20 protein-coding genes are annotated in these 20298 nt (G+C 68.0%); 8 read left to right on the forward strand and 12 right to left on the reverse strand.

Annotated elements, in window-relative coordinates; all coding sequences use genetic code 11:
• Positions 1-38 precede the first annotated feature (38 nt).
• Positions 39-761, forward strand: coding sequence for a phosphate signaling complex protein PhoU (phoU, locus tag BLV31_RS22130; RefSeq protein WP_072740520.1), 723 nt, complete (start codon positions 39-41; stop codon positions 759-761).
• Between the two features lie 88 nt (positions 762-849).
• Here the strand turns inward: phoU and pstB are convergent, their stop codons facing one another.
• The 6 genes from pstB to BLV31_RS22160 form a co-directional block, all read right to left on the reverse strand.
• Positions 850-1626: a phosphate ABC transporter ATP-binding protein PstB gene (gene pstB / locus BLV31_RS22135; RefSeq protein WP_006551791.1), complete on the reverse strand. Its 777-nt coding sequence runs from the start codon at positions 1624-1626 to the stop codon at positions 850-852.
• Positions 1627-1671: 45 nt separating this feature from the next.
• Entirely contained in the window at positions 1672-2595 is a 924-nt protein-coding gene (gene pstA, locus BLV31_RS22140) for a phosphate ABC transporter permease PstA (protein WP_006551792.1), read from the reverse strand.
• A 3-nt stretch (positions 2596-2598) separates the two neighbouring features.
• Positions 2599-3654, reverse strand: a complete 1056-nt coding sequence (gene pstC / locus BLV31_RS22145; RefSeq protein WP_006551793.1) for a phosphate ABC transporter permease subunit PstC — start codon at positions 3652-3654, stop codon at positions 2599-2601.
• Between the two features lie 88 nt (positions 3655-3742).
• The gene (gene pstS / locus BLV31_RS22150) at positions 3743-4867 is read right to left on the reverse strand and encodes a phosphate ABC transporter substrate-binding protein PstS (RefSeq protein ID WP_006551794.1); all 1125 of its coding nucleotides are present in this window, start codon (positions 4865-4867) and stop codon (positions 3743-3745) included.
• A gap of 276 nt (positions 4868-5143) precedes the next feature.
• Entirely contained in the window at positions 5144-6055 is a 912-nt protein-coding gene (gene mshD / locus BLV31_RS22155) for a mycothiol synthase (RefSeq protein ID WP_033096825.1), read from the reverse strand.
• A complete protein-coding gene (locus BLV31_RS22160) occupies positions 6052-6861 on the reverse strand; it encodes a winged helix-turn-helix transcriptional regulator (protein WP_006551796.1) in 810 nt (269 codons plus the stop codon). Before BLV31_RS22160 ends, mshD begins: the two co-directional genes overlap by 4 nt.
• 165 nt (positions 6862-7026) lie before the next feature.
• Here BLV31_RS22160 and BLV31_RS22165 point away from each other — a divergent pair, with 165 nt between their 5' ends.
• From BLV31_RS22165 to BLV31_RS22190, 7 genes are all read left to right on the forward strand, one after another.
• Positions 7027-7809 carry an LmeA family phospholipid-binding protein gene (locus tag BLV31_RS22165; RefSeq protein WP_081364962.1) on the forward strand — a complete coding sequence of 261 codons (783 nt, stop codon included), beginning with the start codon at positions 7027-7029 and terminating at the stop codon, positions 7807-7809.
• Positions 7806-8231 carry a thioredoxin family protein gene (locus BLV31_RS22170; RefSeq protein WP_072740521.1) on the forward strand — a complete coding sequence of 142 codons (426 nt, stop codon included), beginning with the start codon at positions 7806-7808 and terminating at the stop codon, positions 8229-8231. Before BLV31_RS22165 ends, BLV31_RS22170 begins: the two co-directional genes overlap by 4 nt.
• Positions 8232-8276: 45 nt before the next feature.
• Positions 8277-8360, forward strand: coding sequence for a putative leader peptide (locus tag BLV31_RS25965; RefSeq protein WP_363887211.1), 84 nt, complete (start codon positions 8277-8279; stop codon positions 8358-8360).
• Positions 8361-8478: 118 nt separating this feature from the next.
• Positions 8479-8943 carry a DUF4395 domain-containing protein gene (locus BLV31_RS22175; RefSeq protein WP_072740522.1) on the forward strand — a complete coding sequence of 155 codons (465 nt, stop codon included), beginning with the start codon at positions 8479-8481 and terminating at the stop codon, positions 8941-8943.
• A 105-nt stretch (positions 8944-9048) separates the two neighbouring features.
• Complete coding sequence (locus BLV31_RS22180) at positions 9049-9885, forward strand: sulfurtransferase (RefSeq protein ID WP_006551800.1); 837 nt, start codon at positions 9049-9051, stop codon at positions 9883-9885.
• 2 nt (positions 9886-9887) lie between these two features.
• A complete protein-coding gene (locus tag BLV31_RS22185) occupies positions 9888-10193 on the forward strand; it encodes a DUF1416 domain-containing protein (protein ID WP_006551801.1) in 306 nt (101 codons plus the stop codon).
• 184 nt (positions 10194-10377) lie between these two features.
• Positions 10378-11040, forward strand: coding sequence for a heme-binding beta-barrel domain-containing protein (locus tag BLV31_RS22190; RefSeq protein WP_006551803.1), 663 nt, complete (start codon positions 10378-10380; stop codon positions 11038-11040).
• Between the two features lie 75 nt (positions 11041-11115).
• On the opposite strand, the gene BLV31_RS22195 is transcribed toward BLV31_RS22190, so the two are convergent.
• The 6 genes from BLV31_RS22195 to BLV31_RS22220 form a co-directional block, all read right to left on the reverse strand.
• On the reverse strand, positions 11116-12912 hold the full coding sequence (locus tag BLV31_RS22195) for a BCCT family transporter (RefSeq protein ID WP_024103016.1): 1797 nt from the start codon (positions 12910-12912) through the stop codon (positions 11116-11118).
• 295 nt (positions 12913-13207) lie between these two features.
• On the reverse strand, positions 13208-14854 hold the full coding sequence (gene cydC / locus BLV31_RS22200) for a thiol reductant ABC exporter subunit CydC (RefSeq protein ID WP_174556295.1): 1647 nt from the start codon (positions 14852-14854) through the stop codon (positions 13208-13210).
• Between the two features lie 17 nt (positions 14855-14871).
• Positions 14872-16599, reverse strand: coding sequence for a thiol reductant ABC exporter subunit CydD (cydD, locus tag BLV31_RS22205; protein ID WP_019290026.1), 1728 nt, complete (start codon positions 16597-16599; stop codon positions 14872-14874).
• Positions 16600-16601: 2 nt separating this feature from the next.
• On the reverse strand, positions 16602-17639 hold the full coding sequence (gene cydB / locus BLV31_RS22210) for a cytochrome d ubiquinol oxidase subunit II (protein ID WP_006551807.1): 1038 nt from the start codon (positions 17637-17639) through the stop codon (positions 16602-16604).
• Positions 17640-17651: 12 nt separating this feature from the next.
• Entirely contained in the window at positions 17652-19151 is a 1500-nt protein-coding gene (locus BLV31_RS22215) for a cytochrome ubiquinol oxidase subunit I (RefSeq protein WP_006551808.1), read from the reverse strand.
• A 241-nt stretch (positions 19152-19392) separates the two neighbouring features.
• Entirely contained in the window at positions 19393-20247 is an 855-nt protein-coding gene (locus BLV31_RS22220) for an aminodeoxychorismate lyase (RefSeq protein WP_064061102.1), read from the reverse strand.
• Positions 20248-20298: the final 51 nt, after the last annotated feature.

Here is a 20298-nt window from a genome sequence, read left to right on the forward strand (position 1 = left end):
CGCCGTTCGGACCGCTCGAGGTCGTAGGCTGTGCCACTATGCGCGTCGTCTACAACGAACAGATGGGCGAACTCGGCGATCTCCTCGGGGAGATGGCCGGGCTCGCCGGGACCGCGATGGAGCGGTCCACCAGAGCTCTTCTCGAAGCCGATCTCGCTCTCGCCGAGCAGGTGATCGACGAGCACGAGAAGATCACCGAACTCGTCACGATCTGCGAGGAGAAGGCGTTCCAGCTGCTCGCCCTGCAGGGTCCGGTCGCCGGCGATCTGCGTGCCGTCGTCAGCGGCATCCAGATCGTGGCCGACATCGACCGCATGGGTGCGCTCGCACTGCACATCGCGAAGGCGACCCGCCGACGTCATCCCAAGCACGTGCTCCCCGACGAGGTGAAGGGCTACTTCGCCGAGATGGGACGGATCGCGGTCGCCCTCGGTGCCGCCACACGGGAGATTCTCGAGACCCGTGATCCCGCCCGGGCCGCCCGCCTCCACCACGAGGACGAGGCGATGGACGATCTGCACCGACACCTTTTCACCGTGCTCATGGACCGCGAATGGGCGCACGGCGTCGCAGCCGCCGTCGACGTCGCCCTGCTCGGCCGCTTCTACGAGCGGTTCGCCGATCACGCCGTCGAGGTGGGCCGCCGCGTCATCTTCCTCGTGACCGGCAAGCTCCCCACCGAGGAGGAGATCCGTCAGCTCGTGGAGAAGGTGGACAGTCTGACCGTCTACCCGGAGCGCCACCGAGCGCAGAACCCCTGAGCCCACGACTGTCGAGTGCAGTAAGCACACGAACGACGAGACCCCGACCGGACGGATCCGGTCGGGGTCTCGTGTAGGTAGTGGCGGCTCAGCCGAAGCGGCCGGAGATGTAGTCCTCGGTGGCCTTCTTGCTCGGGTTCGAGAAGATCTTCTCGGTGTCGTCGATCTCCACCAGACCACCCGGGCGGCCGGTCGCCTCGAGGTTGAAGAAGGCCGTCTGGTCGCTCACGCGCGCGGCCTGCTGCATGTTGTGCGTGACGATGACGATGGTGAAGTCCTTCTTCAGCTCACCGATCAGGTCCTCGATGGCCAGCGTCGAGATGGGGTCGAGGGCCGAGCACGGCTCGTCCATGAGCAGCACGTCGGGCTGGACCGCGATGGCGCGGGCGATGCACAGACGCTGCTGCTGACCACCGGAGAGGCCACCGCCCGGCTTGTCGAGACGGTCCTTGACCTCGTTCCACAGGTTGGCGCCGCGCAGCGACTTCTCGGCGATCTCGTCGAGGGTCTTCCGGTCGCGCACACCCTGCAGCTTGAGGCCGGCGACGACGTTGTCGCGGATCGACATCGTGGGGAACGGGTTGGGACGCTGGAAGACCATGCCGATCGTCTTGCGCACACCGACCGGGTCGACGTTCTGATCGTAGATGTCCTCGCCGTCGAGGAGGATGGATCCCTCGACACGGGCGCCGGGCGTCACCTCGTGCATGCGGTTGATCGACCGGAGCACGGTGGACTTGCCGCAACCGGACGGGCCGATGAAGGCGGTGACGTTCCGCGGCGGCACGGACAGCGTCACGTCGGCCACGGCGTGGAACTTGCCGTAGTAGATGTTGACGTCCTTGAGATCCAGACGCTTAGCCATTACCGGCTCCCTACTGGTGTATCGATGTGAGAAGAGGTCTGTGGGTTACTTCTTGCCGACCTGCGAGTACCGGCTGATCAACTTGGCCGCGATGTTGAGGACCGCGATGACCAGGATCAGGGTGAGCGCGGCGCCCCAGATGCGCTGCGAACCGGCGTCGGTCGGGTTGTTCATCTCGGCGACCATGACGCCCGGGAGGGTGCCTTGCTCACCGCCGAACAGGTCGAGATTGATGAAGGGCGCGTAGCCGACGAGGATCAGCAGCGGCGCCGTCTCGCCCATGACGCGGGCCAGGGCGAGCATGATGCCGGTGATGATGCCGGCGAGCGAGGTGGGCAGCACGATGCGCGCGATGGTCTTCCACTTGGGGACACCGAGGGCGTAGGACGCTTCGCGCAGGTCCTGCGGGACGATGCGCAGCATCTCCTCGGTGCTGCGCACGACCACCGGCACCATGAGCAGAACGAGCGCGAGCGACACCGCGAAGCCCGACTTGGGCATCCCGAAGGTCGACACCCACAGTGCGTAGATGAACAGTGCCGCGACGATCGATGGGACACCGCTGAGGATGTCGACCATGAACGTCGTGATCCGGCCGAGCCGCGACCGGCCGGCGTACTCGACGAGGTAGATCGCAACGAAGACGCCGAGCGGGATGGAGATGATCGCGCAGACGAGTCCCTGCAGGAGGGTGCCGACGAGGGCGTGGTAGATGCCGCCGCCCATCGACGAGGACGTCAGTCCGCTCAGCGAGTGCGTGAACCAGGTCGGCGAGGTCAGGGCCGGCAGGCCCTTGGCGACTACGGTGAACAGCACCCAGGCCAGGGGAATCAGCGCGACGACGACCGACAGCGTGACGAGCACGGTGGCTGCGGTGTCCTTGATGCGGCGACGCCCGCTGACCCGCTGGAAGGCCGGGGGCTTGACCGGCGAGGAGAGCGCGGTGGTCGACGTGGTGGTGGTCGACATGGATCAGTCCTTCTTTCCTGCGACGATCATGCGCGCGGCGGCGTTGACCACGAAGGTGAGCACGAAGAGCACGAGACCGGCGGCGATGTAGGCGCCCGCCTGGATGTCGTTGTTGAATTCGGCGTATCCCAGCGCAATCTTGGACGCGATGGTCGCGCCGCCGTCGAACAGCGACCAGGAGAACGCCTGCGAGGTGGTGCGCAGGATGAGGTACAGCGCCATCGTCTCGCCGAGCGCGCGGCCGAGACCGAGCATCGAACCGCTGATGTAGCCGGACTTGCCGAACGGGATGACGGTGGTCCGCACGACCTCCCAGCGGGTCGCGCCGAGTGCGAGCGCGCCCTCGATGTGGGCCGTCGGGGTCTGCACGAACACCTCGCGGCTCACCGCGGCGATGGTCGGCAGGATCATTACGGCGAGGACGATGCCGGCGGTGAAGATCGTTCCGCCGCCCACGATGGACCCGCTGCCGGTGGCGAAGAGCGGGAACCAGGCGAGGGTGGTGTTGAGCCATTCCGCGACGGGGCGCAGGAACGGGGCGAGGACGAGCATGCCCCACAGGCCGTAGACGATCGACGGGACCGCGGCGAGCAGGTCGATGACATACGCCAGCGGTTTCCGGAGCCGGTCGGGGCAGTACGAGGTGAGGAAGATCGCGATGCCCAGCGCGACGGGCATGGCGAGGAACAGCGCGAAGAAGGAGACGAGCACCGTCACCTGGAACAGGTCGAGGACACCGAACGCCATGTCGGTGATGTCCTGCGTGATCCAGTCACGGCTGGTGAGGAAGTTGACCTGGTTGCGCTGCAGCGCCGGGACGGCACGCCAGACGAGGAAGACTGCGATCGCGCCGATGATCACGGAGATCAGGACGGCGGAGCCGGAGGCGAGCGAGCCGAAGATTCTGTCTCCCGGCCGCACGACTGTCTTGCGTGCCCTGTCCGGGGATGGGGGTGGGGTGCTGATCGTGTCCTCCGTGATGCCGGTTGCACCGCCCGTTCCTGAGCGGGTCGGTTCGTCGGTCGCGATAGAGACCGACGTGTTGTGCGCGTCACTCATGTGCGCTCGCAATCCTTCTCAGCGTATTCCTCAGGAACGGGCGGGTCGATGATCCCTCGGTTACTCACCGGACCGAGGGATCGGCGGGTCATCCGGCGGCGATGGCGTCGATCGACTCGGTGAGGCGGGTCTTGAAGGCGTCGGGCAGCGGGACGTAGCCCTGCTCGGACAGGCCTTCCTGGCCCTCGTTGGCGGCGGAGATCAGGAACGACTTGACGGCCGCGGCGGTGTCGGCGTCGTAGCCGGCCGAGCACACGATCTCGTAGGTGGCCAGCACCAGCGGGTAGGCACCCTCTTCGGAGCTGCCGAAGATCGACGACAGGTCGAGCGTGAGGTCGCCCTCGGAGGCCGGGACGAACTCGGCGCCCTCGATGGCCTTGCCGGCGGTCTCCTCGGTCAGTTCGACGGGTCCGGAGCCGTTGTCGATCTGCGCGATGCTCAAACCGTTCTGGTCGGCGAAGGACTTCTCGACGTAGGTGATGGAGTTCGGCGAGCCGGAGACGGCCTGCGCGACACCCGCAGAACCCTTCGCGCCCTCACCGACACCGCCGGTGAAGTCCGAACCGGCACCGGAGGTCCATGCGCCGTTCGACGCGGTCTCGAGGTACTGCTGGAAGTTGTCGGTGGTGCCCGACGAGTCCGAGCGCACGATCGGGGTGATGTTCGCGTCGGGCAGCTCAGCGCCCTCGTTGAGAGCGGCGATGGCCGGATCGTTCCACGTGGTGATCGAGCCGTTGAAGATCTTCGCGGCCGTCTCGGCGTTCAGCACGAGCTCGTCGACACCCTCGACGTTGTAGGCCAGTGCGACCGGGCCGAAGACCAGCGGCAGGTTCCATGCGGGATTGCCGGCGCAACGCTCGGCGGCCTGTGCCGCCTGCTCGTCCTTGATGGCCGAGTCCGAGCCGGCGAAATCGATCTGGTTCGCGATGAACTGCGTGCGGCCGTCACCGGAACCGGTGGGGTTGTACGCGACGTTGACGTTCGTGCCCTTCTCGGAGCACACCGCGATGTAGGTGGAGACGAACTGGTCCATCGCGTTCTTCTGGGCCGACGAGCCGGCACCCGAGAGGTTGGACTTGCCGTCGCAGGCTGCAGCGGACGCGGACGCATCGACGTCGACCGACCCGGCATTGTTGTCGGTACCGCACGCGGCGAGCGTGAGGGCTCCAGCGGCCACAACACCGAGCAGGGCGCCATTGCGCTTGAGGTTCACCTGTTCTCCTCCGGAAGTAACTTCACACGACCGCGGCGCCGAGCGGCGGCGGCATCGAGGCGCGGGCGACGCCGGCGCCGGGTCTGCGGCACTCGACCCGCTAGTGAAGTTAGGAGGAGACGGTGGACACTCGGACTACCGAAGGTTAACGCCGGATGAACAAGCCGGATACACCTGGCGATGGTGTTGCGACCATCACTCGAATCCTGACCGCGATCGGCGTGTCGGGTGGCAGAGTCCACCCTTCACGCCGTTCGTCCACCCGATCGGAGAGGGTCACGCCCGGGCGTAGGCGACGTCCACGTGGAACCGCTCGAAGCCGAGTTTGCCGTAGGTGTTCAACGCCGCGGTGTTGTCGCCCTCGACGTAGAGCAGGACACCGGGCAGACCCCGATCGCGCAGATAGTGCAGACCCGCGAGGGTGAGCAGGCGACCGAGCCCTCTGCCCTGCGCGGACGAGTCGATACCCACGACGTAGACCTCGCCGAGCTGCGGGTCGGACGCCGTGGCCGGGTGCACCTTGGTCCAGTGGAATCCGAGCAGCTTGTCGGGCTCGGCGGGATCGAACGCGAGGAACAGGCCTTCGGGATCGAACCACGACTCGCGTCGGCGTTCCTCCACGTCGGCGGCCGTCCAACGCCCCTGCTCGGGATGCCACTCGAAGGCCGCCGCGTTGACGCGGAGCAGTTCGGCGTCGTCCTGCGGGCCGCCGTAGGTGCGCAGCAGCACCGAGTCGGGCACCTCGAGGGCGGGAAGATCGTCCTGCTCGAGGGATCGACGCAACTGCAGGAGTTCGCGGACACCGGTCAGACCGAGACGGCGCGCCACCGCCTGCGCGGCGGGCAGGTCGCCGTGTGCCCACACGCGGGTGCCGTCGCCGCCCTCGGTGAGTGCACGCTCGACGAGTTCGCGGCCGAGTCCGTGCCCGCGCTGCGGCGGGTCGACGACCACCTCTGCCATCGCCGGATGACCGTCCTGGGCAGGAACGACGTTCGCGTAGCCCGCGACCTCACCGTCCTCTCCGAACGCGACGAGATGCCGGGCCGCGCCCTCCCGTCCGAGGGAGTGCACCGCCTGTTCGGAGATCGGCGCGGTGCCGTCGGTCTGCGTCGCCCGCGACACCACGGCGCGTACGGCTTCGGCGTGGTCGGTGGACGGGTGGTCGACGAATTCCGTATCGGTGCTCACGGAAGGAATTGTGCCCCGGACTCCCCTGCGCCCGAGTCACCCGCGCCGGATTCCTCCGCACGGGGGTCGTCGAGAAGCGTGTCGTCCACATCGTCGTCGTCGACATCGGGAGTGGCATTGCCACCCTTGCCCACGCGGTTGGAGGGACGCACCGCCTTGTAGCCGACGTTGCGGACCGTTCCGATCAGCGCTTCGTGCTCGGGGCCGAGTTTCGCTCGCAGACGTCGGACATGGACGTCGACGGTGCGGGTACCACCGAAGAAGTCGTAACCCCAGACCTCCTGCAGCAGCTGGGCGCGGGTGAACACCCGACCCGCGTGCTGGGCGAGGTACTTGAGGAGTTCGAACTCCTTGTAGGTGAGGTCGAGGGGACGTCCGCGCAGGCGGGCGGTGTAGGTGCCCTCGTCGATCGTGAGTTCCCCGAGAGTGATCTTGCCGGTGTTCTCCGGTCCCACCGCGACACCTGAGCGGCCCATGAGCAGGCGCAGGCGCGCGTCGAGCTCGGCCGGTCCGGTGCTGGACAGCAGGATGTCGTCGAGTCCCCATTCGGGGTTGACGGCCACGAGTCCGCCTTCGGTGAGCACGGCGACGACGGGCAATGCCGACCCGGTGCTGCCGAGCAGTCGGCACAGTCCTCGCGCGGCCGCGAGATCGGAGCGGGCATCGACGATGGCGATATCCGCCGAACCCGCCTCGAGCAGCGACGAAACTTCTGTAGGAGCCGGCCTGACCGAATGCGGGAGCAGCGCCAAGGACGGCAGGACCGCATCCGGATTCGGGTCGGAGGTCAGAAGGAGCAGCTCCACCGGGCCTCCAGTTCTTCGCGCGACCAGCGCGGATAGGGGTCGTAAACGTCGTGCAACAGACTAACGCCCCGATTGTTACCGCCATGTAAGCACGAGAATTCCGTGGACGGCCTCGGAGCGGACGGGCGCGGCCCGACCGACGGCGCGTCCGACACAATGGTGGGCGTGCGCAAACTGATCTTCGGTCTCGTAGTCCTGCTCGGACTCGCAGTCCTCGCCGACTTCGGCGCGGCGGCGTGGTCGGAATACCGCGTCTCGCGTGCGCTGCGGGAGGGTGGCGTTCTCGAATCCGATCCGGCGGTGACCATCCACGGCTTCCCCTTCCTCCTCCAGGCCCGCGACGGTCACTACGAGAACGTCGAGATCGTGGCCGACAACGTCCACACCGATCTGCTCGGGGACATCACGGTCGAGGCCAATCTGATCGGTGCGCACGCCGAGGCCGGTGAGCTGCTCGACGGGTCGATCCGGTCGGTGCCCGTCGACCTGCTGTACGGCCGCGTCATGCTCGACGCCACCGAGCTCGGACAGCTCTACGGCATCCCCGACCTGCAGGTTTCCGCTCCCCCGGCGAGCAAGTCCGACGGGACGGGCGGATCCGGCGGGTCCGGTCCGACGACCGCCGGCGGGGTCGTCCTCACGGGGACGGTGCCGGTCGGACCGGTGGATGCGACGGTGAGTGTCCAGGCCGATCTGGTGCTCGACGGCGACCGCGTCCACATCGTCGCGTCGGATCTCTACTTCGGCCCCGAGGGACGCGCCGACTTCTCGGTTCCCGACGTCCTGAAGCCGGCGGTGCTCGGACTGTTCACGACGACGATCGAGCCGCAGAATCTGCCGTTCGGCGTGCGGCCCACCTTCGTCGAGGCGCGGGGCTCCCGGATCGTCATCGAGGGCGAGGCCCGCGACGTCGTCATCGATCTGCAGGAAGTGCAGACGCCCGCATGATCGCAGTAATCGTCCTCGTGGTCGTGATAGTCGCCACACTGGCGGTGGGAACGGCCCTGCGCACCCGTTCCGGCAAGCTCCGCACCACCGGCGCCGGCGCCTCGGCGGGCACCCACGAACTCCATCCCGCGCTGGCCACAGCGGGTGTCGGTGACGGCGTACCAGTGGTCCTGCATTTCTCCGCGCCGTGGTGCGGACCGTGCGCGGCCGTGCGACGGGTCGTCGTGCAGGTTCTCGACCGCGATCCCGGTCGGGCACGCGAGGTCGAGCTGGATCTCGACGAAAATCCGGTCCTGGCACGGAAACTCGGGGTGCTGTCGCTGCCCACTACCTTCGTCTTCGACGGCGAGGGGCGCGAACGGTTCCGCGCGTCCGGCGTTCCGTCCGTCGACGACCTGCGCACAGCCCTGTCGTCGTTGTGATCCCGGGGGTCCACCCCCGAGGGGACGTGCGTTAAACTCCCTCGCGTGCAGAACCGCCACGAGCTGATGCTCACCCGACGCCGCGCAGTCGATCTGTGCCGCCTCGGTGGCTGTTGTTGTCCCTGCTGAACGCATCGACGGGCTGGCCCCGATCCTTGCGGCACCGATGCCGCCGAACCGATGCGTCGCCCCGCGGTCGTATGAATACCCTCCGCCCAGCGAATCAGAATCCAGCAGGAGATTCCCCATGCCCGTATCCACTCCCCGCACGTCCGGTCGGCAGGTCGACGTCCGTGGCCCGCGTTTCGCGGCGTGGATCACCACCGGCGTCCTCGTCCTCGCCCTGGTCGTCGCCACCTTCTCTCCCGTCGCAGCGGCCGTGATCCTGGCCCTGCAGACGATCGTGTTCGCTCTCGGAGCGGCACTCGGCCCGCGACGCAGCCCGTACGGTGCGCTGTTCGCGAGGCTCGTCGCTCCCCGCCTCGGTGCTCCGATCGAGACCGAGCCGGTGGAGCCGCTGCGGTTCGCGCAGCTCGTCGGATTCGTCTTCGCCCTCGTCGGAACGGTCGCGTTCTTCGCCGACGCCATCGTCGTGGGCTCGGTGGCCGCAGGCTTCGCGCTGTTCGCGGCGCTGCTCAACGCCGCCTTCGGCGTGTGTCTCGGCTGCCGGATCCACCCGCTGGTCGCTCGAATGCGTCGCGTGCCCGCCTGACCGGCGGTCACCGAACTCGACATCCCACACCTCACCCTGGCACGGACCCTCGCACGGGTTCCGGTCACGGAAACCTCCCGGATTCCCTCACCGAAAGGAACACCCATGGCTCGCTCCGACGTCCTGGTCTCCGCCGACTGGGCAGAGCAGAACCTCACTGCGCCGAAGACCGTCTTCGTCGAGGTCGACGAGGACACCTCCGCCTACGACGGCGGCCACGTCGAAGGTGCCGTCAAGCTCGACTGGCGCAAGGACCTGCAGGACGCCGTCCGTCGCGACTTCCTGAACCGTGAGCAGTTCTCCGAGCTCCTCTCACGCAAGGGCATCGCCAACGACGACACGGTCGTGCTCTACGGCGGCAACAACAACTGGTTCGCCGCCTACGCCTACTGGTACTTCAAGCTCTACGGCCACCAGGACGTCAAGCTCATCGACGGCGGCCGCAAGAAGTGGGAGCTCGACGGCCGTCCGCTGTCGAAGGACGAGGTCACCCGCCCGGCCACCGAGTACAAGGCCGCCGAGCCCGACTACTCCATCCGCGCCTTCCGCGACGAGGTCATCGACTCGATCGGCACCAAGAACATCGTCGACGTGCGTTCGCCCGACGAGTTCTCCGGCAAGATCCTCGCCCCGGCGCACCTGCCGCAGGAGCAGGCGCAGCAGCGCGGCCACGTCCCCGGCGCCATCAACATCCCGTGGAGCACCACCGCCAACGAGGACGGCACCTTCAAGTCCGACGAGGACCTCGAGAAGCTGTACGCCGAGAAGGGCTTCGACGACAGCAAGGAGACCATCGCCTACTGCCGTATCGGTGAGCGCTCGAGCCACACCTGGTTCGTGCTCCAGGAGATCCTCGGCAAGAAGAACGTCAAGAACTACGACGGCAGCTGGGTCGAGTACGGCTCGCTCGTCGGTGCACCCATCGAACTGGAGGTCAACTGATCATGTGCGGCGCCCCTGTCCAGACCCAGACCCTGCCCGCCGGCGTGGACACCGAGAAGGAGACGGTCATCACCGGCCGTGTCCTGAACGCCGACGGCGAGCCCGTGGGCGGTGCGTTCGTGCGCCTGCTCGACGGCACCGACGAGTTCACCGCCGAGGTCGTCGCCTCGGCGACCGGCGACTTCCGTTTTTTCGCCGCCCCCGGCGACTGGAAGATCCGCGCCCTGTCGAGCTCCGGCAACGGCACCTCCACCGTGAGCCCCACCGCTCCCGGCGTGCACAACGTGGACGTGACGGTCGCCAAGTAATCCGGCCGGAACACCCCGACGAAGGGCTCTGCTCCACCAGGAGCGGAGCCCTTCGTCGTACCGGAAAAGGGGTTGTCTAGAATGACCGCGTGGTCATCTTCTTCGAAATCCTGCTGGTCGCCGCGGCGCTCCTCATCACCTGGTTCGCGCTGTACACCATCTACCGCGTGGTCTCCGACGGATCGTGACGAACGACGGATCGGACGCCCAGCGGCGTAGCGGCGACGAGGCGATCGCCCGGGCCGCCGAGCGCGCTCGCGCCACCGCCGAGCTGAACCTTCCCGTCCTGGCCGGGCTGCCGGGCGCCGAGGACACCGCGAACCTGCGGCTCGGCCCCGACCTGAGCCCTGCCCTGCTCGCCGTCCTTCCCTTGGTCGGTGTGTGGCGCGGCGAGGGTGAAGCCAACGATCCCGAGACCGGCGACTATCCGTTCGGTCAGCAGATCACCGTCGCGCACAACGGCGGCGCGTATCTAGTGTGGGAGTCGCGCACGTGGCGTCTCGACGACTCGGGTGAATACGTGGGCGAGGATCGGCGCGAGAGCGGCTTCTGGCGCGTGTCCGGAACGGGCGCGCCCGACAGCGACGATCCCGAGACGCTCGAACTGCTGCTGACGCACAGCTCCGGCGTCGTCGAGCTGTACTACGGCACCGCACTCACCCAGTCCTCGTGGGAGCTCGCGACCGACGTCGTGATCCGCACCAAGTCCGGTGAGGTCGTCGGTGGCGCCAAGCGCCTCTACGGCATCGTCGACGGCGGCGACCTCGCCTACGTCGAGGAGCGCGTCACCGCCGACGGCGAACTGAAGCCCCGGATGTCCGCCCGCCTGTCACGCCACATCGGCTGACCAGGTCTCTTTCTTCCGAGACTCGAACGGTCCGGGTCTGTTCCCCTGTGAGGGAACAGACCCGGACCGTTTTTCTCAGTTCTCCTCGACGACCGTCGTGCCGGTGGCACTCTTCTTGTCGGCATGTTCACCGTCGCCTCGTACACGGAGCGCATCGGGTTCGCCGGCATGGACCCGGTGGATTCCGGCGTCCTCGGCATCCTCGGCTGCGTTCTCGCCGTCCTCGCACTCGTCCGGGATGGCCCGCGTGTGGATGACGACCTCGGGTGCGGGTAGTTCCTGAGCAGCCTCGAGTTCCTCGGCCGACCGCACCTCGGGCCACTGACGGGTGATCGGCTCCGGCCGCTCGCCCAGGTCCTCGCGGATACCGCGCACCAGGCTGTACATCATGATGAAGCCCATCACGAAGAACGGCAGCCCCACCACGGTGATGACCTGTTGCAGGGCGTCGAGCCCGTCCTTACCGGTCGCGACGAGCATGGTCGCTGCGACCAGGCCCATGAGCACCGCCCAGAACAAGCGCTGATGGATGGGCGCCTTCCCCTCGTGACCGGCCGCCATCATGTCGAGCACCATCGCGGTCGAGTCCACCGAGGTGACGAAGAAGATCACCACCAGGATGATCGCAATGCCGGACACCAGGCCGGTGAGGGGGAAGTTGCCGAGGAATTCGAACAACGCACCCGGGATGTCCCCGTCGCCCACGACCCGCTCGACGAGACCACCGTTGCCCTCGAGTTCGATGTGGAACGAGCCCATCCCGAAGATGCTGAACCAGATCACCGAGAACAGCACGGGCAGACCGAGGACACCGCCGACGAACTCGCGGATGGTGCGGCCTCGCGAGATGCGCGCGATGAAGATGCCGACGAAGGGCGACCACGTGATGGTCCACGCCCAGTAGAAGACCGTCCAGGTGTTCTGCCAGCCGGAGTCGGCGAAGGTGTCGTTCCAGAACGCCAGGCGCGGCAGGGCCTCGGCGTAGATACCGGCCGACTCGATCATGCCCTTGAGCAGGAACAGGCTCGGTCCGGTGACGAGCACGAAGACCAGCAACATCACGGCCATGCCGATGTTGATGTTCGACAGGCGCTTGATGCCCTTGTCGAGACCGAGAGCGACCGAGATGCCGGCCATCACCGTCACGATCGCGATGAGGGCGATCTGGACGATCCCGGATTCCTGGATGTCGAACAGCTGCGCGAGACCGGCGTTGATCTGCAGGGTGCCCAGGCCGACCGAGGTCGCGACACCGAAGATGGTGCCGATGATCGCGACGACGTCGATGGTCTTGCCGATCGGGCCGTAGATGCGACCTCCGAGGAGGGGCGCGAAGATCGAGCTGACGCGCGGCGGCAGGTGCCGCTTGTAGATGAAGTAACCGAAGCCCAGGCCGGGCAGGGCGAAGATCGTCCAGGTGTGCAGTCCGAAGTGGTAGAGCGCGAAGCCCATGGCCTCTTCCGCGGCCTCCACGGACTGCGGCTCGACATCTTGCATGGGCGGGTTCGCGAAGTGGGAGATCGGCTCGGCGACGCCCCAGAACATGAGGATCGTGCCGATACCGGCGGCGAACAACATGGCGAACCACGCCAGGGTCGAGTGCTCGGGCCGTTCGTCGTCGCCGCCGAGCCGGACCCGGCCGTAATGGGTGAAGGCGATTCCGACGAGGAAGAGCAGGAAGGTCGTGACGCCCAGGATGTAGAACCATCCGAGGTTCGTCATGATCCAGTTGGACGCGGTACTGAAGATGGAATCGACGCCGTCGGTGAACGCGATCGTCACGACGACGAAGAGCAGCGCGATGAGCGCAGAAGAGAAGAAAACCCCCGGTGACGTGCGCAATCTTAACGAATCGTGAGCTTTTTGAAGTATCGGCACCAAACCGGTGTACCCAGAACGGACGAACTTGTACACCCGAAACGCCGATTTTGCACGAATGCGAACAGCCCCCGAGCCGCACCGCCGCACGGATCGCTCCGTGGACCGGCGGTCCCGATCGGACGGACCGGGAGCTCGGGGGCCGGGTGACTACCTGGGATTCGCCAGCCGCGCGCGGTCGGTGAATTCCGTCGTCTCGAGCAGCTAGCGGGTAGCCACCTCACGCGTCCGAATATCAATCACTTCCAGACCACCTCCTTCCTCGTGTACCAGCGAAACTACGCTTCGTTCACGAGGCGGGCAACGCATTTTTCTCGACGCGAACGACCAGGTCGGCGGCGGTATCCGCGGGCAGGCGGTGGGTGACCACCACGACGGTGCGCTCGGGGCCGACCAAGCGTGCGTCGCGGTCCAGGAGGAGTCGCTGCATCAGGTCGGCGCTCTCGTCGTCGAGATGTTCCGTGGGTTCGTCGAGCAGCAGGATCCGTGCGGGCGACAGCAGAGCCCGGGCCAGCAGGAGGCGACGGCGCTGCCCACCGGAGACCGTGCGGGCTCCGGCCCCCAGGACGGTGTGGACTCCCTGCGGGAGTCCGTCCACCCACTCCCCCAGCCCCACGGCGCCGAGGGCGGCCAGTGCCTCGTCCTCGTCCACGTCGCCCCGCGCGACACGCAGGTTCTCGAGGATCGACGTGTCGAACAGGTGGGCGTCCTCCGCGAAGAAGCCGATCTTGCGGCGCAGGGCCGCGGGATCGATGTCCGCGAGGTCGACACCGTCGAGCGTCACTACGCCTCCGCGTGGGGCGAGCAGACCCGCGAGCGTCATGAGCACGGTGGTCTTGCCGCTGCCGCTGCCGCCCACGATCGCGACGCGACAGCCCGGCCTCAGGTCGAGGTCGACCGGTTCCGTGGACGGTCCGCCGGGCCATCCGCCTCGCAGACCCACCGCACGTAGCCGGCCGGGTCCGTCGGCCGGTTCGATGCCGTGCGGCACCGTCCTGTCGGCGCGGTCGAGCATCTCCGTGATGCGACCGGCCGCCAGGCGTGCGCGGTTGAGGGTCTGCGCGGCTGCCGGGAGGACGGCGGTGGCCTCGAACGCCGACAGCGGCAGCAGGACGAGGATGCCGAGTGTCGTCGGGCTCATGGCCGCCGGACCGGAGCCGAAGACGGCGATACCGACGAGGAGCGCACCGAGCACACTCGCGCCGACCGCGAGGGGTGCGGCCGCGTCGGCGAACGCCGCGGGGACCGCGGAACGGTCGGTGGCACGGACGGAGGCGACATTCGCGGCGCGGGCCCGCCGGGTGATCGTGTCGAGCCGTCCCGCGACCCGCAGTTCCGCCGCGTGGTCCAGCACCGTGACCGCGTCCTCGGTGAACCGGGTCCGTGCGGCGTTCGCATCGGCGTCCGCACGGGCCGCGGCGCGGGCGGACAGCCACGGTGCGAACAGTCCGGCAACGAGCAGCGCCGCGGCGAGGACCGCGCCGGCAGCGGGAGCGATGACGGTGAGGGTCACGACCGCCGCGAGGGAGAGCACGGCCGCGACGGCGATGGGCACGAGTGCGCGCACCACGACGTCGCCGAGAGCGTCGACGTCGGCACCGGTGCGCGCGAGCAGGTCGCCGCGTCCCACGCCCAGGGCGGCGGCCGGGTCGCCGTCCGCGAGTCGCCGGTAGAGATTCGCGCGGGCCGAGGTGGTGCCGCGCAGCGCGGTCTCGTGCGTTGCGAGTCGTTCGAAGTAGCGGAACAACCCGCGGGAGATTCCCAGCGCCCGCACCGCGACGACCGCGACGGTCAGGTCCAGGACGGGCGGCATCTCCCATGCCCGCACGATCAGCCACGCCGAGAGACCGGCGAGCAGCAGGGCACTGCCGAGGGTCGCGACACCGGCGAGGACGGCGAGCAGCACTCGGCGCGGCTCGAGCTCGAGCAGGGCCATCGCCCGGCGCAGATCCTTCACCGGGACACCTCCGTCGGTGCTGCGTGGACGGTGACGACCTCGTCCGCGATGGCGAGCAGGGTGGGGCGATGCGCCACGACCACCACGGTGCGGCCGGCCGCGGCGAGCCCGCGCAGCGTGGACAGGACGGTGGCCTCGGTGTCCTCGTCGAGGTGGGCCGTGGGTTCGTCGAGCAGCAGGACCGGGCGCGGGGAGGCGAGGGTGCGGGTGAGCGCCAGTCGCTGACGTTGGCCGAGCGACAGGCCCGTGCCGCCGGCCCCCACGACGGTCCGCCAGCCGTCCGGGAGTTCGGCGAGCACGCTGTCGAAGCCGGTGGCGGCGCAGACGTCGTCGAGTTCGGTGGCCTCCGGGTCGACACCGGTGAGTCGCAGATTGTCGGCGAGCGTGCCCGGCAGCAGCACCGGCCGCTGCGGAAGCCACGCCATCTGCGACCACCAGTTCTCGTCGCCCGCGACGGGACGTCCGTCGACGGTGACGGTCCCCTCGCTCGGCTCGGCGAGCCCGAGCAGCGCCAGCAGGGCGGTGGACTTGCCGGCCCCGTTGGCGCCGGTGAACGCGGTGATCCGGCCGGGACGGCAGATCGCGTCGAGCCGGTGCGGGGCGCAACCGTCGCGGCCGGGCACGGAGACGCCGTCGAAGACGATCTCGCAGTTCGCGACCCGGTCGGTGCCGATCGTGTCCGTGGAGGTGCGACGCGAGGAGGCGCGGCGAGAGGAGGCGGCGTCCGGCACCGAGTCGAGCACGGCGAATGCCTTGTCGGCCGCCGCCATCCCGTCCTCGGCGGCGTGGAACTTGCTGCCGACGGTGCGCAGCGGGAGGTAGGCCTCCGGCGCGAGGATCAACGCGATGATGCCGGCTTCGAGGGGCATGGATCCGTAGACGAGGCGCATACCGATGCTCACGGCGACGAGGGCGACGGACAGCGTCGCGAGGAATTCGAGGACCGTGCCGGACAGGAAGGCCACGCGCAGGGCCGACATCGTAGTCGCGCGATGCTCGTCGCCGAGTTCGCGCACGCGATCGGCGGGCCCCTTCTCACGACCGAGGGCGCGCAGTGTGGGAAGACCCGCGAGGAGGTCGAGCAGTTGTGACGACAGTGTCGTCATCGCGCGCAGGGTGCGGTCGGCCTTGCCTTTGGTGAGCAGGCCGATGAGGATCATGAAGATCGGGATGAGCGGCAGCGTGATCACGACGATGACCGCCGAGGTGAGGTCGTGCAGGGCGATCACGACGATCGTCACCGGGGTGAGGATCACGGCCAGCAGCAGCGCCGGCAGATAGCCGGTGAGATATTCCTTCAGCCCGTCGAGTCCGCGGGTGAGAACCACCGCGATCTCGTCGCGTCGCGGGTCGAGTTCGCGCGGGGGCAGATTCGCCGCGGAATCGAGGACCTCGTGTTCGAGTTCGGCGACCACGCGGGTCGCGGACCGGTGCGCGTACCGCGACTGCAGCCACGTCACCGCGACCCGCACGACGATCGCCACCGCGAGGATCGCCAGTTCGGTCGTCCAGTCGCCGACGGACCGGGCGTCGGTGGTGATGACGCCCGCGAGGACCCGTCCGATCATGAGTGCGGTGACGACGACCATCACGACATCGACCACCGAGGTGACCACGGTCAGGACGAGATATCCGCGGGCTGCGGCCGAGTAGCGCCACAACCGCGGGTCCACCGGCCCCCGCCGACGCGCGGGCGCGTCGGCGGGGGCTGCGGACTGCGTCATGCTCACTTCGAGCCGATCTTCAGACCGATCGAGTGCGGGATGTGGTCGGTCGACAGACGCTGACGGAACACCCAGTACGTCCAGCCCTGGTAGGCGAGGACGACCGGGGTCATGAACGCTGCGGCCCACGTCATGACCTTCAGTGTGTACGGGCTCGACGACGCGTTCTCGATCGTCAGCGACCAGGACGGGTCGAGGGTCGACGGCATGACGTTCGGGAACAGCGACGCGAACAGCAACACCGAGGTCGCGGCGATCGCGACGGTGGTGAACACGAACGCCCAGCCCTCACGCGCGACGATGGTCAGCGCGACCACCGCGAGCAGGGAGATCGCCGCCACGGCGACGAGCGCGATCGTCCAGCCCTTGCCGTAGGCGAGTTGGGTCCACACCACGAACGCACCGGCCACGAGGACGGCGGGCACGGCCAGCTTCCGCGACATCGCCACGGCATCCGTCCGGACCTGTCCCTCGGTCTTGAGCGCGATGAACACCGCGCCGTGCAGCGCGAAGACCAGCGCCGTCGTCGCACCGCCGAGCAGGGCGTACGGGTTCAGCAGGTCGAAGAATCCGCCGACGTACTGCTTGTCGGCGTCGATCGCCACGCCGCGCACGATGTTCGCGAACGCCACACCCCACAGCACGGCGGGCACCCACGAGCCGAAGATGATCCCCCAGTCGCAGCGGCGACGCCAGGTCGGATCGTCGACCTTGCCGCGCCACTCGATGGCGCACACCCGCACGATCAGGGCGAGCAGGATCAGCAGCAGCGGGAGATAGAAGCCCGAGAAGAGGGTCGCGTACCACTCGGGGAACGCCGCGAACAGCGCACCACCCGCGGTGATGAGCCAGACCTCGTTGCCGTCCCAGACCGGACCGATCGTGTTGAGCAGCACCCGGCGCCGGGTGTCCGCCTCGACGGTCCTACCGCGGCCGAGCACCGGGAAGTGCATGCCCACACCGAAGTCGAACCCCTCGAGGACGAAGTAGCCGGTGAACAATACTGCGATGAGAATGAACCAGATTTCCTGAAGTCCCATGTCCGCCCACTCCTAGTACGCGAAGGACAGCTGTTTCGGCTGCGTGTCGTCGGTGTCGTCGTCGGAGCCCGGCGGTTGCGCGTCGTGCTCCTGCGGGCCTTCCATCGCGTACTTGCGGATGAGCCAGAACCACACCACGCCGAGCGCTGCGTAGACGAGGGTGAAGGCGATCAGCGAGGTGAGCACCGTTCCTGCCGCATGATCGGAGACACCCTGGTCGACGGTGAGCCGGATCATGTCCACGCCCGTGGGATTCGGATGCACCACCCAGGGCTGCCGGCCCATCTCGGTGAAGATCCAGCCCGCACTGTTGGCGAGGAAGGGCGTGGGGATCGCGACGAGCGACAGCGTCGAGAACCACCTCTGGTCGGGCACCCGGCCGCCGCGGGTGACCCACAGCCCGGCCAGGGCCAGGGCCGCGGAACCGGCGGCGAGGCCGATCATCGCGCGGAACGACCAGTAGGTGACGAACAGGTTGGGCTTGTAGTTGCCGGGGCCGAATTGCTGTTCGTACTGCGCCTGCAGGTCCTCGACGCCCTGGAGGGTCACGCCGCTGAACTCGCCCTGCGCGAGGAAGGACAGCACGTAGGGCACGTCGAGGACGTGGATCACGCCGTCGCAGTCGTTGTGCGTGCCGATCGTGAGGATCGAGAAGTTGGGGTCGGTCTCGGTGTGGCACAGCGACTCGGCCGAGGCCATCTTCATCGGTTGCTGCTCGAACATGAGCTTGGCCTGGACGTCACCGGTGACGAACAACCCGATGCCCGAGATGATCATGACCATCAGGCCGAGGCGGGTCGCGGGGCGGAACAGTCCGCGGGCGTCGTTCTCGAGGCGCTGGGCCTCCTCGGGTTCCGAGGTGCGGATCTCGGCGGCGCGTCGCATGTTGCGGACCATCCACCAGCCACCGATGCCGGCGACGAAGGTTGCGGCGGTGAGGAATCCGCCGGCGACCGCGTGGGGGAAGGCTGCGAGCGCGGTGTTGTTGGTGAGCAGTTCCCAGATGCTCGTCAGCTCGGCGCGGCCGGTCTCGGGGTTGTAGGTGGCCCCGACGGGATGCTGCATGAACGAGTTCGCCGCGATGATGAAGAAGGCGGAGGCGTTCACGCCGATCGCGACGAGCCAGATGGTCGCGAGGTGCACGAGTTTCGGCAGGCGCGTCCAGCCGAAGATCCACAGGCCGAGGAAGGTCGACTCCATGAAGAAGGCGACGAGACCTTCGAGGGCGAGGGGTGCGCCGAAGACGTCGCCGACGAAGCGGGAGTACTCGCTCCAGTTCATGCCGAATTGGAATTCCTGCACGATGCCGGTCGCGACACCGAGCGCGAAGTTGATCAGGAACATCTTCCCGAAGAACTTCGTGAGGCGGTACCAGTGATCCTTGCCGGTGACCACCCACATCGTCTGCATGATCGCGACGAGCGGCGCGAGGCCGATCGTCAACGGCACGAGGATGAAGTGATACACCGTCGTGATCCCGAACTGCCACCGGGACAGATCCAAGACGTCCATTGCCACTCCGAGTGAGGCCCGGTCGATACGGAGATCCGGAGCGGGGCCGACGCTGCGGTTCTCGTTCGCGAAGACACGCCGGTAGTACTGCTCCGGCCTTGCTACTACCGAATGTAGTAGCGATTGCGCGAAGTGGGACAGGTTCGTGTCGCCCGACACATCGGACTCACGTCACATCGGATACGGATCACCCGCGGGGGCACACCCGCCGCCACTCAGGAAGCTGCATCGACCGATTCGCTCACGAAGCGGCGTCGACCGCCTCGTCGACGAGGCCTTCGATCTCGCCCTCCTGGACCCGCGAGACCAGCGCGTGCCCGTTGAGGGTGTGCACCCGCACCGCGAGCGCCACGCTGGAGATCAGCCAGAGACCGTCGGCGACGACGAGATCCGCCGGGCGCAGCGGCTCGTACCGGACCGTGAAGTCCCGCTCCCCCGCCAGGTCGAACAGTGCCTGCTGCGTGGTGCCGGGGAGGATCCCCTGCTCCGGCGGCGGAGTGAGCAATGTCCGGCCACGCGCGACGAGCACCGTCGACCGCGGACCCTCGAGCACGTAGCCCTCGGCACTGACGAAGATCACGTCGTCGGCGCCGACCGACTCGGCGTGACGCAGTGCCGCCATGTTCGTCGCGTACGACAGCGTCTTGGCACCGAGGAGCTGCCACGGCGCCTTCTGCGCCAGATCGGTCGAAAAACCCCGTTCGAGGGTCACCACGGACACGCCGTCGCGCCGTGCGATGCCGACGCGCTCGGCCACCGGCGTCAGGAGCAGGAAGGCCGTCGGCGTGTCGGCGCCCTCACGACCACGCGTGTAGACCAGGCGCAGCACGCCCTCCTGCTCGGCGCCCCACTGTTCGAGTGCCACGTCGACGGCGAGCCGCCAGTCGTCGCGATCGGGTTCGGGCAACTGTGCGGCGGCCGCGGACGCCGCGAGCCGGGCGAGATGCAGTTCGAGCGCACGCGCCCGGCCGCCTCGCACGAGCAACGTCTCGAACACCCCGTCGCCACGAAGAACACCGAAATCGTCGGCGTGCAGAAGGGGTGCGTCCGCATCCCTCACCTCGCCGTCCAGCGTCACCAGCACCCGCTCAGCCATGGCGCTCAGCCTAGCCACTGGCAGACCTGTCGGCCGGTTCCCCATAGACTG

It is taken from the genome of Rhodococcus pyridinivorans (genome assembly GCF_900105195.1).
Taxonomy (GTDB): domain Bacteria; phylum Actinomycetota; class Actinomycetes; order Mycobacteriales; family Mycobacteriaceae; genus Rhodococcus; species Rhodococcus pyridinivorans.

Excerpts from the sequence above, each read along its gene's own strand:
- BLV31_RS22185 (WP_006551801.1), top strand. The coding sequence starts at position 9,888 with ATGTGCGGCGCCCCTGTCCAGACCCAGACCCTGCCCGCCGGCGTGGAC.
- BLV31_RS22215 (WP_006551808.1), bottom strand. The coding sequence starts at position 19,151 with ATGGACGTCTTGGATCTGTCCCGGTGGCAGTTCGGGATCACGACGGTG.
- cydB (WP_006551807.1), bottom strand. The coding sequence starts at position 17,639 with ATGGGACTTCAGGAAATCTGGTTCATTCTCATCGCAGTATTGTTCACC.
- cydC (WP_174556295.1), bottom strand. The coding sequence starts at position 14,854 with ATGGCCCTGCTCGAGCTCGAGCCGCGCCGAGTGCTGCTCGCCGTCCTC.
- phoU (WP_072740520.1), top strand. The coding sequence starts at position 39 with ATGCGCGTCGTCTACAACGAACAGATGGGCGAACTCGGCGATCTCCTC.
- BLV31_RS22180 (WP_006551800.1), top strand. The coding sequence starts at position 9,049 with ATGGCTCGCTCCGACGTCCTGGTCTCCGCCGACTGGGCAGAGCAGAAC.
- BLV31_RS22220 (WP_064061102.1), bottom strand. The coding sequence starts at position 20,247 with ATGGCTGAGCGGGTGCTGGTGACGCTGGACGGCGAGGTGAGGGATGCG.
- pstA (WP_006551792.1), bottom strand. The coding sequence starts at position 2,595 with ATGTCGACCACCACCACGTCGACCACCGCGCTCTCCTCGCCGGTCAAG.
- cydD (WP_019290026.1), bottom strand. The coding sequence starts at position 16,599 with ATGACGCAGTCCGCAGCCCCCGCCGACGCGCCCGCGCGTCGGCGGGGG.
- BLV31_RS22170 (WP_072740521.1), top strand. The coding sequence starts at position 7,806 with ATGATCGCAGTAATCGTCCTCGTGGTCGTGATAGTCGCCACACTGGCG.
- pstB (WP_006551791.1), bottom strand. The coding sequence starts at position 1,626 with ATGGCTAAGCGTCTGGATCTCAAGGACGTCAACATCTACTACGGCAAG.
- BLV31_RS22175 (WP_072740522.1), top strand. The coding sequence starts at position 8,479 with ATGCCCGTATCCACTCCCCGCACGTCCGGTCGGCAGGTCGACGTCCGT.
- pstC (WP_006551793.1), bottom strand. The coding sequence starts at position 3,654 with ATGAGTGACGCGCACAACACGTCGGTCTCTATCGCGACCGACGAACCG.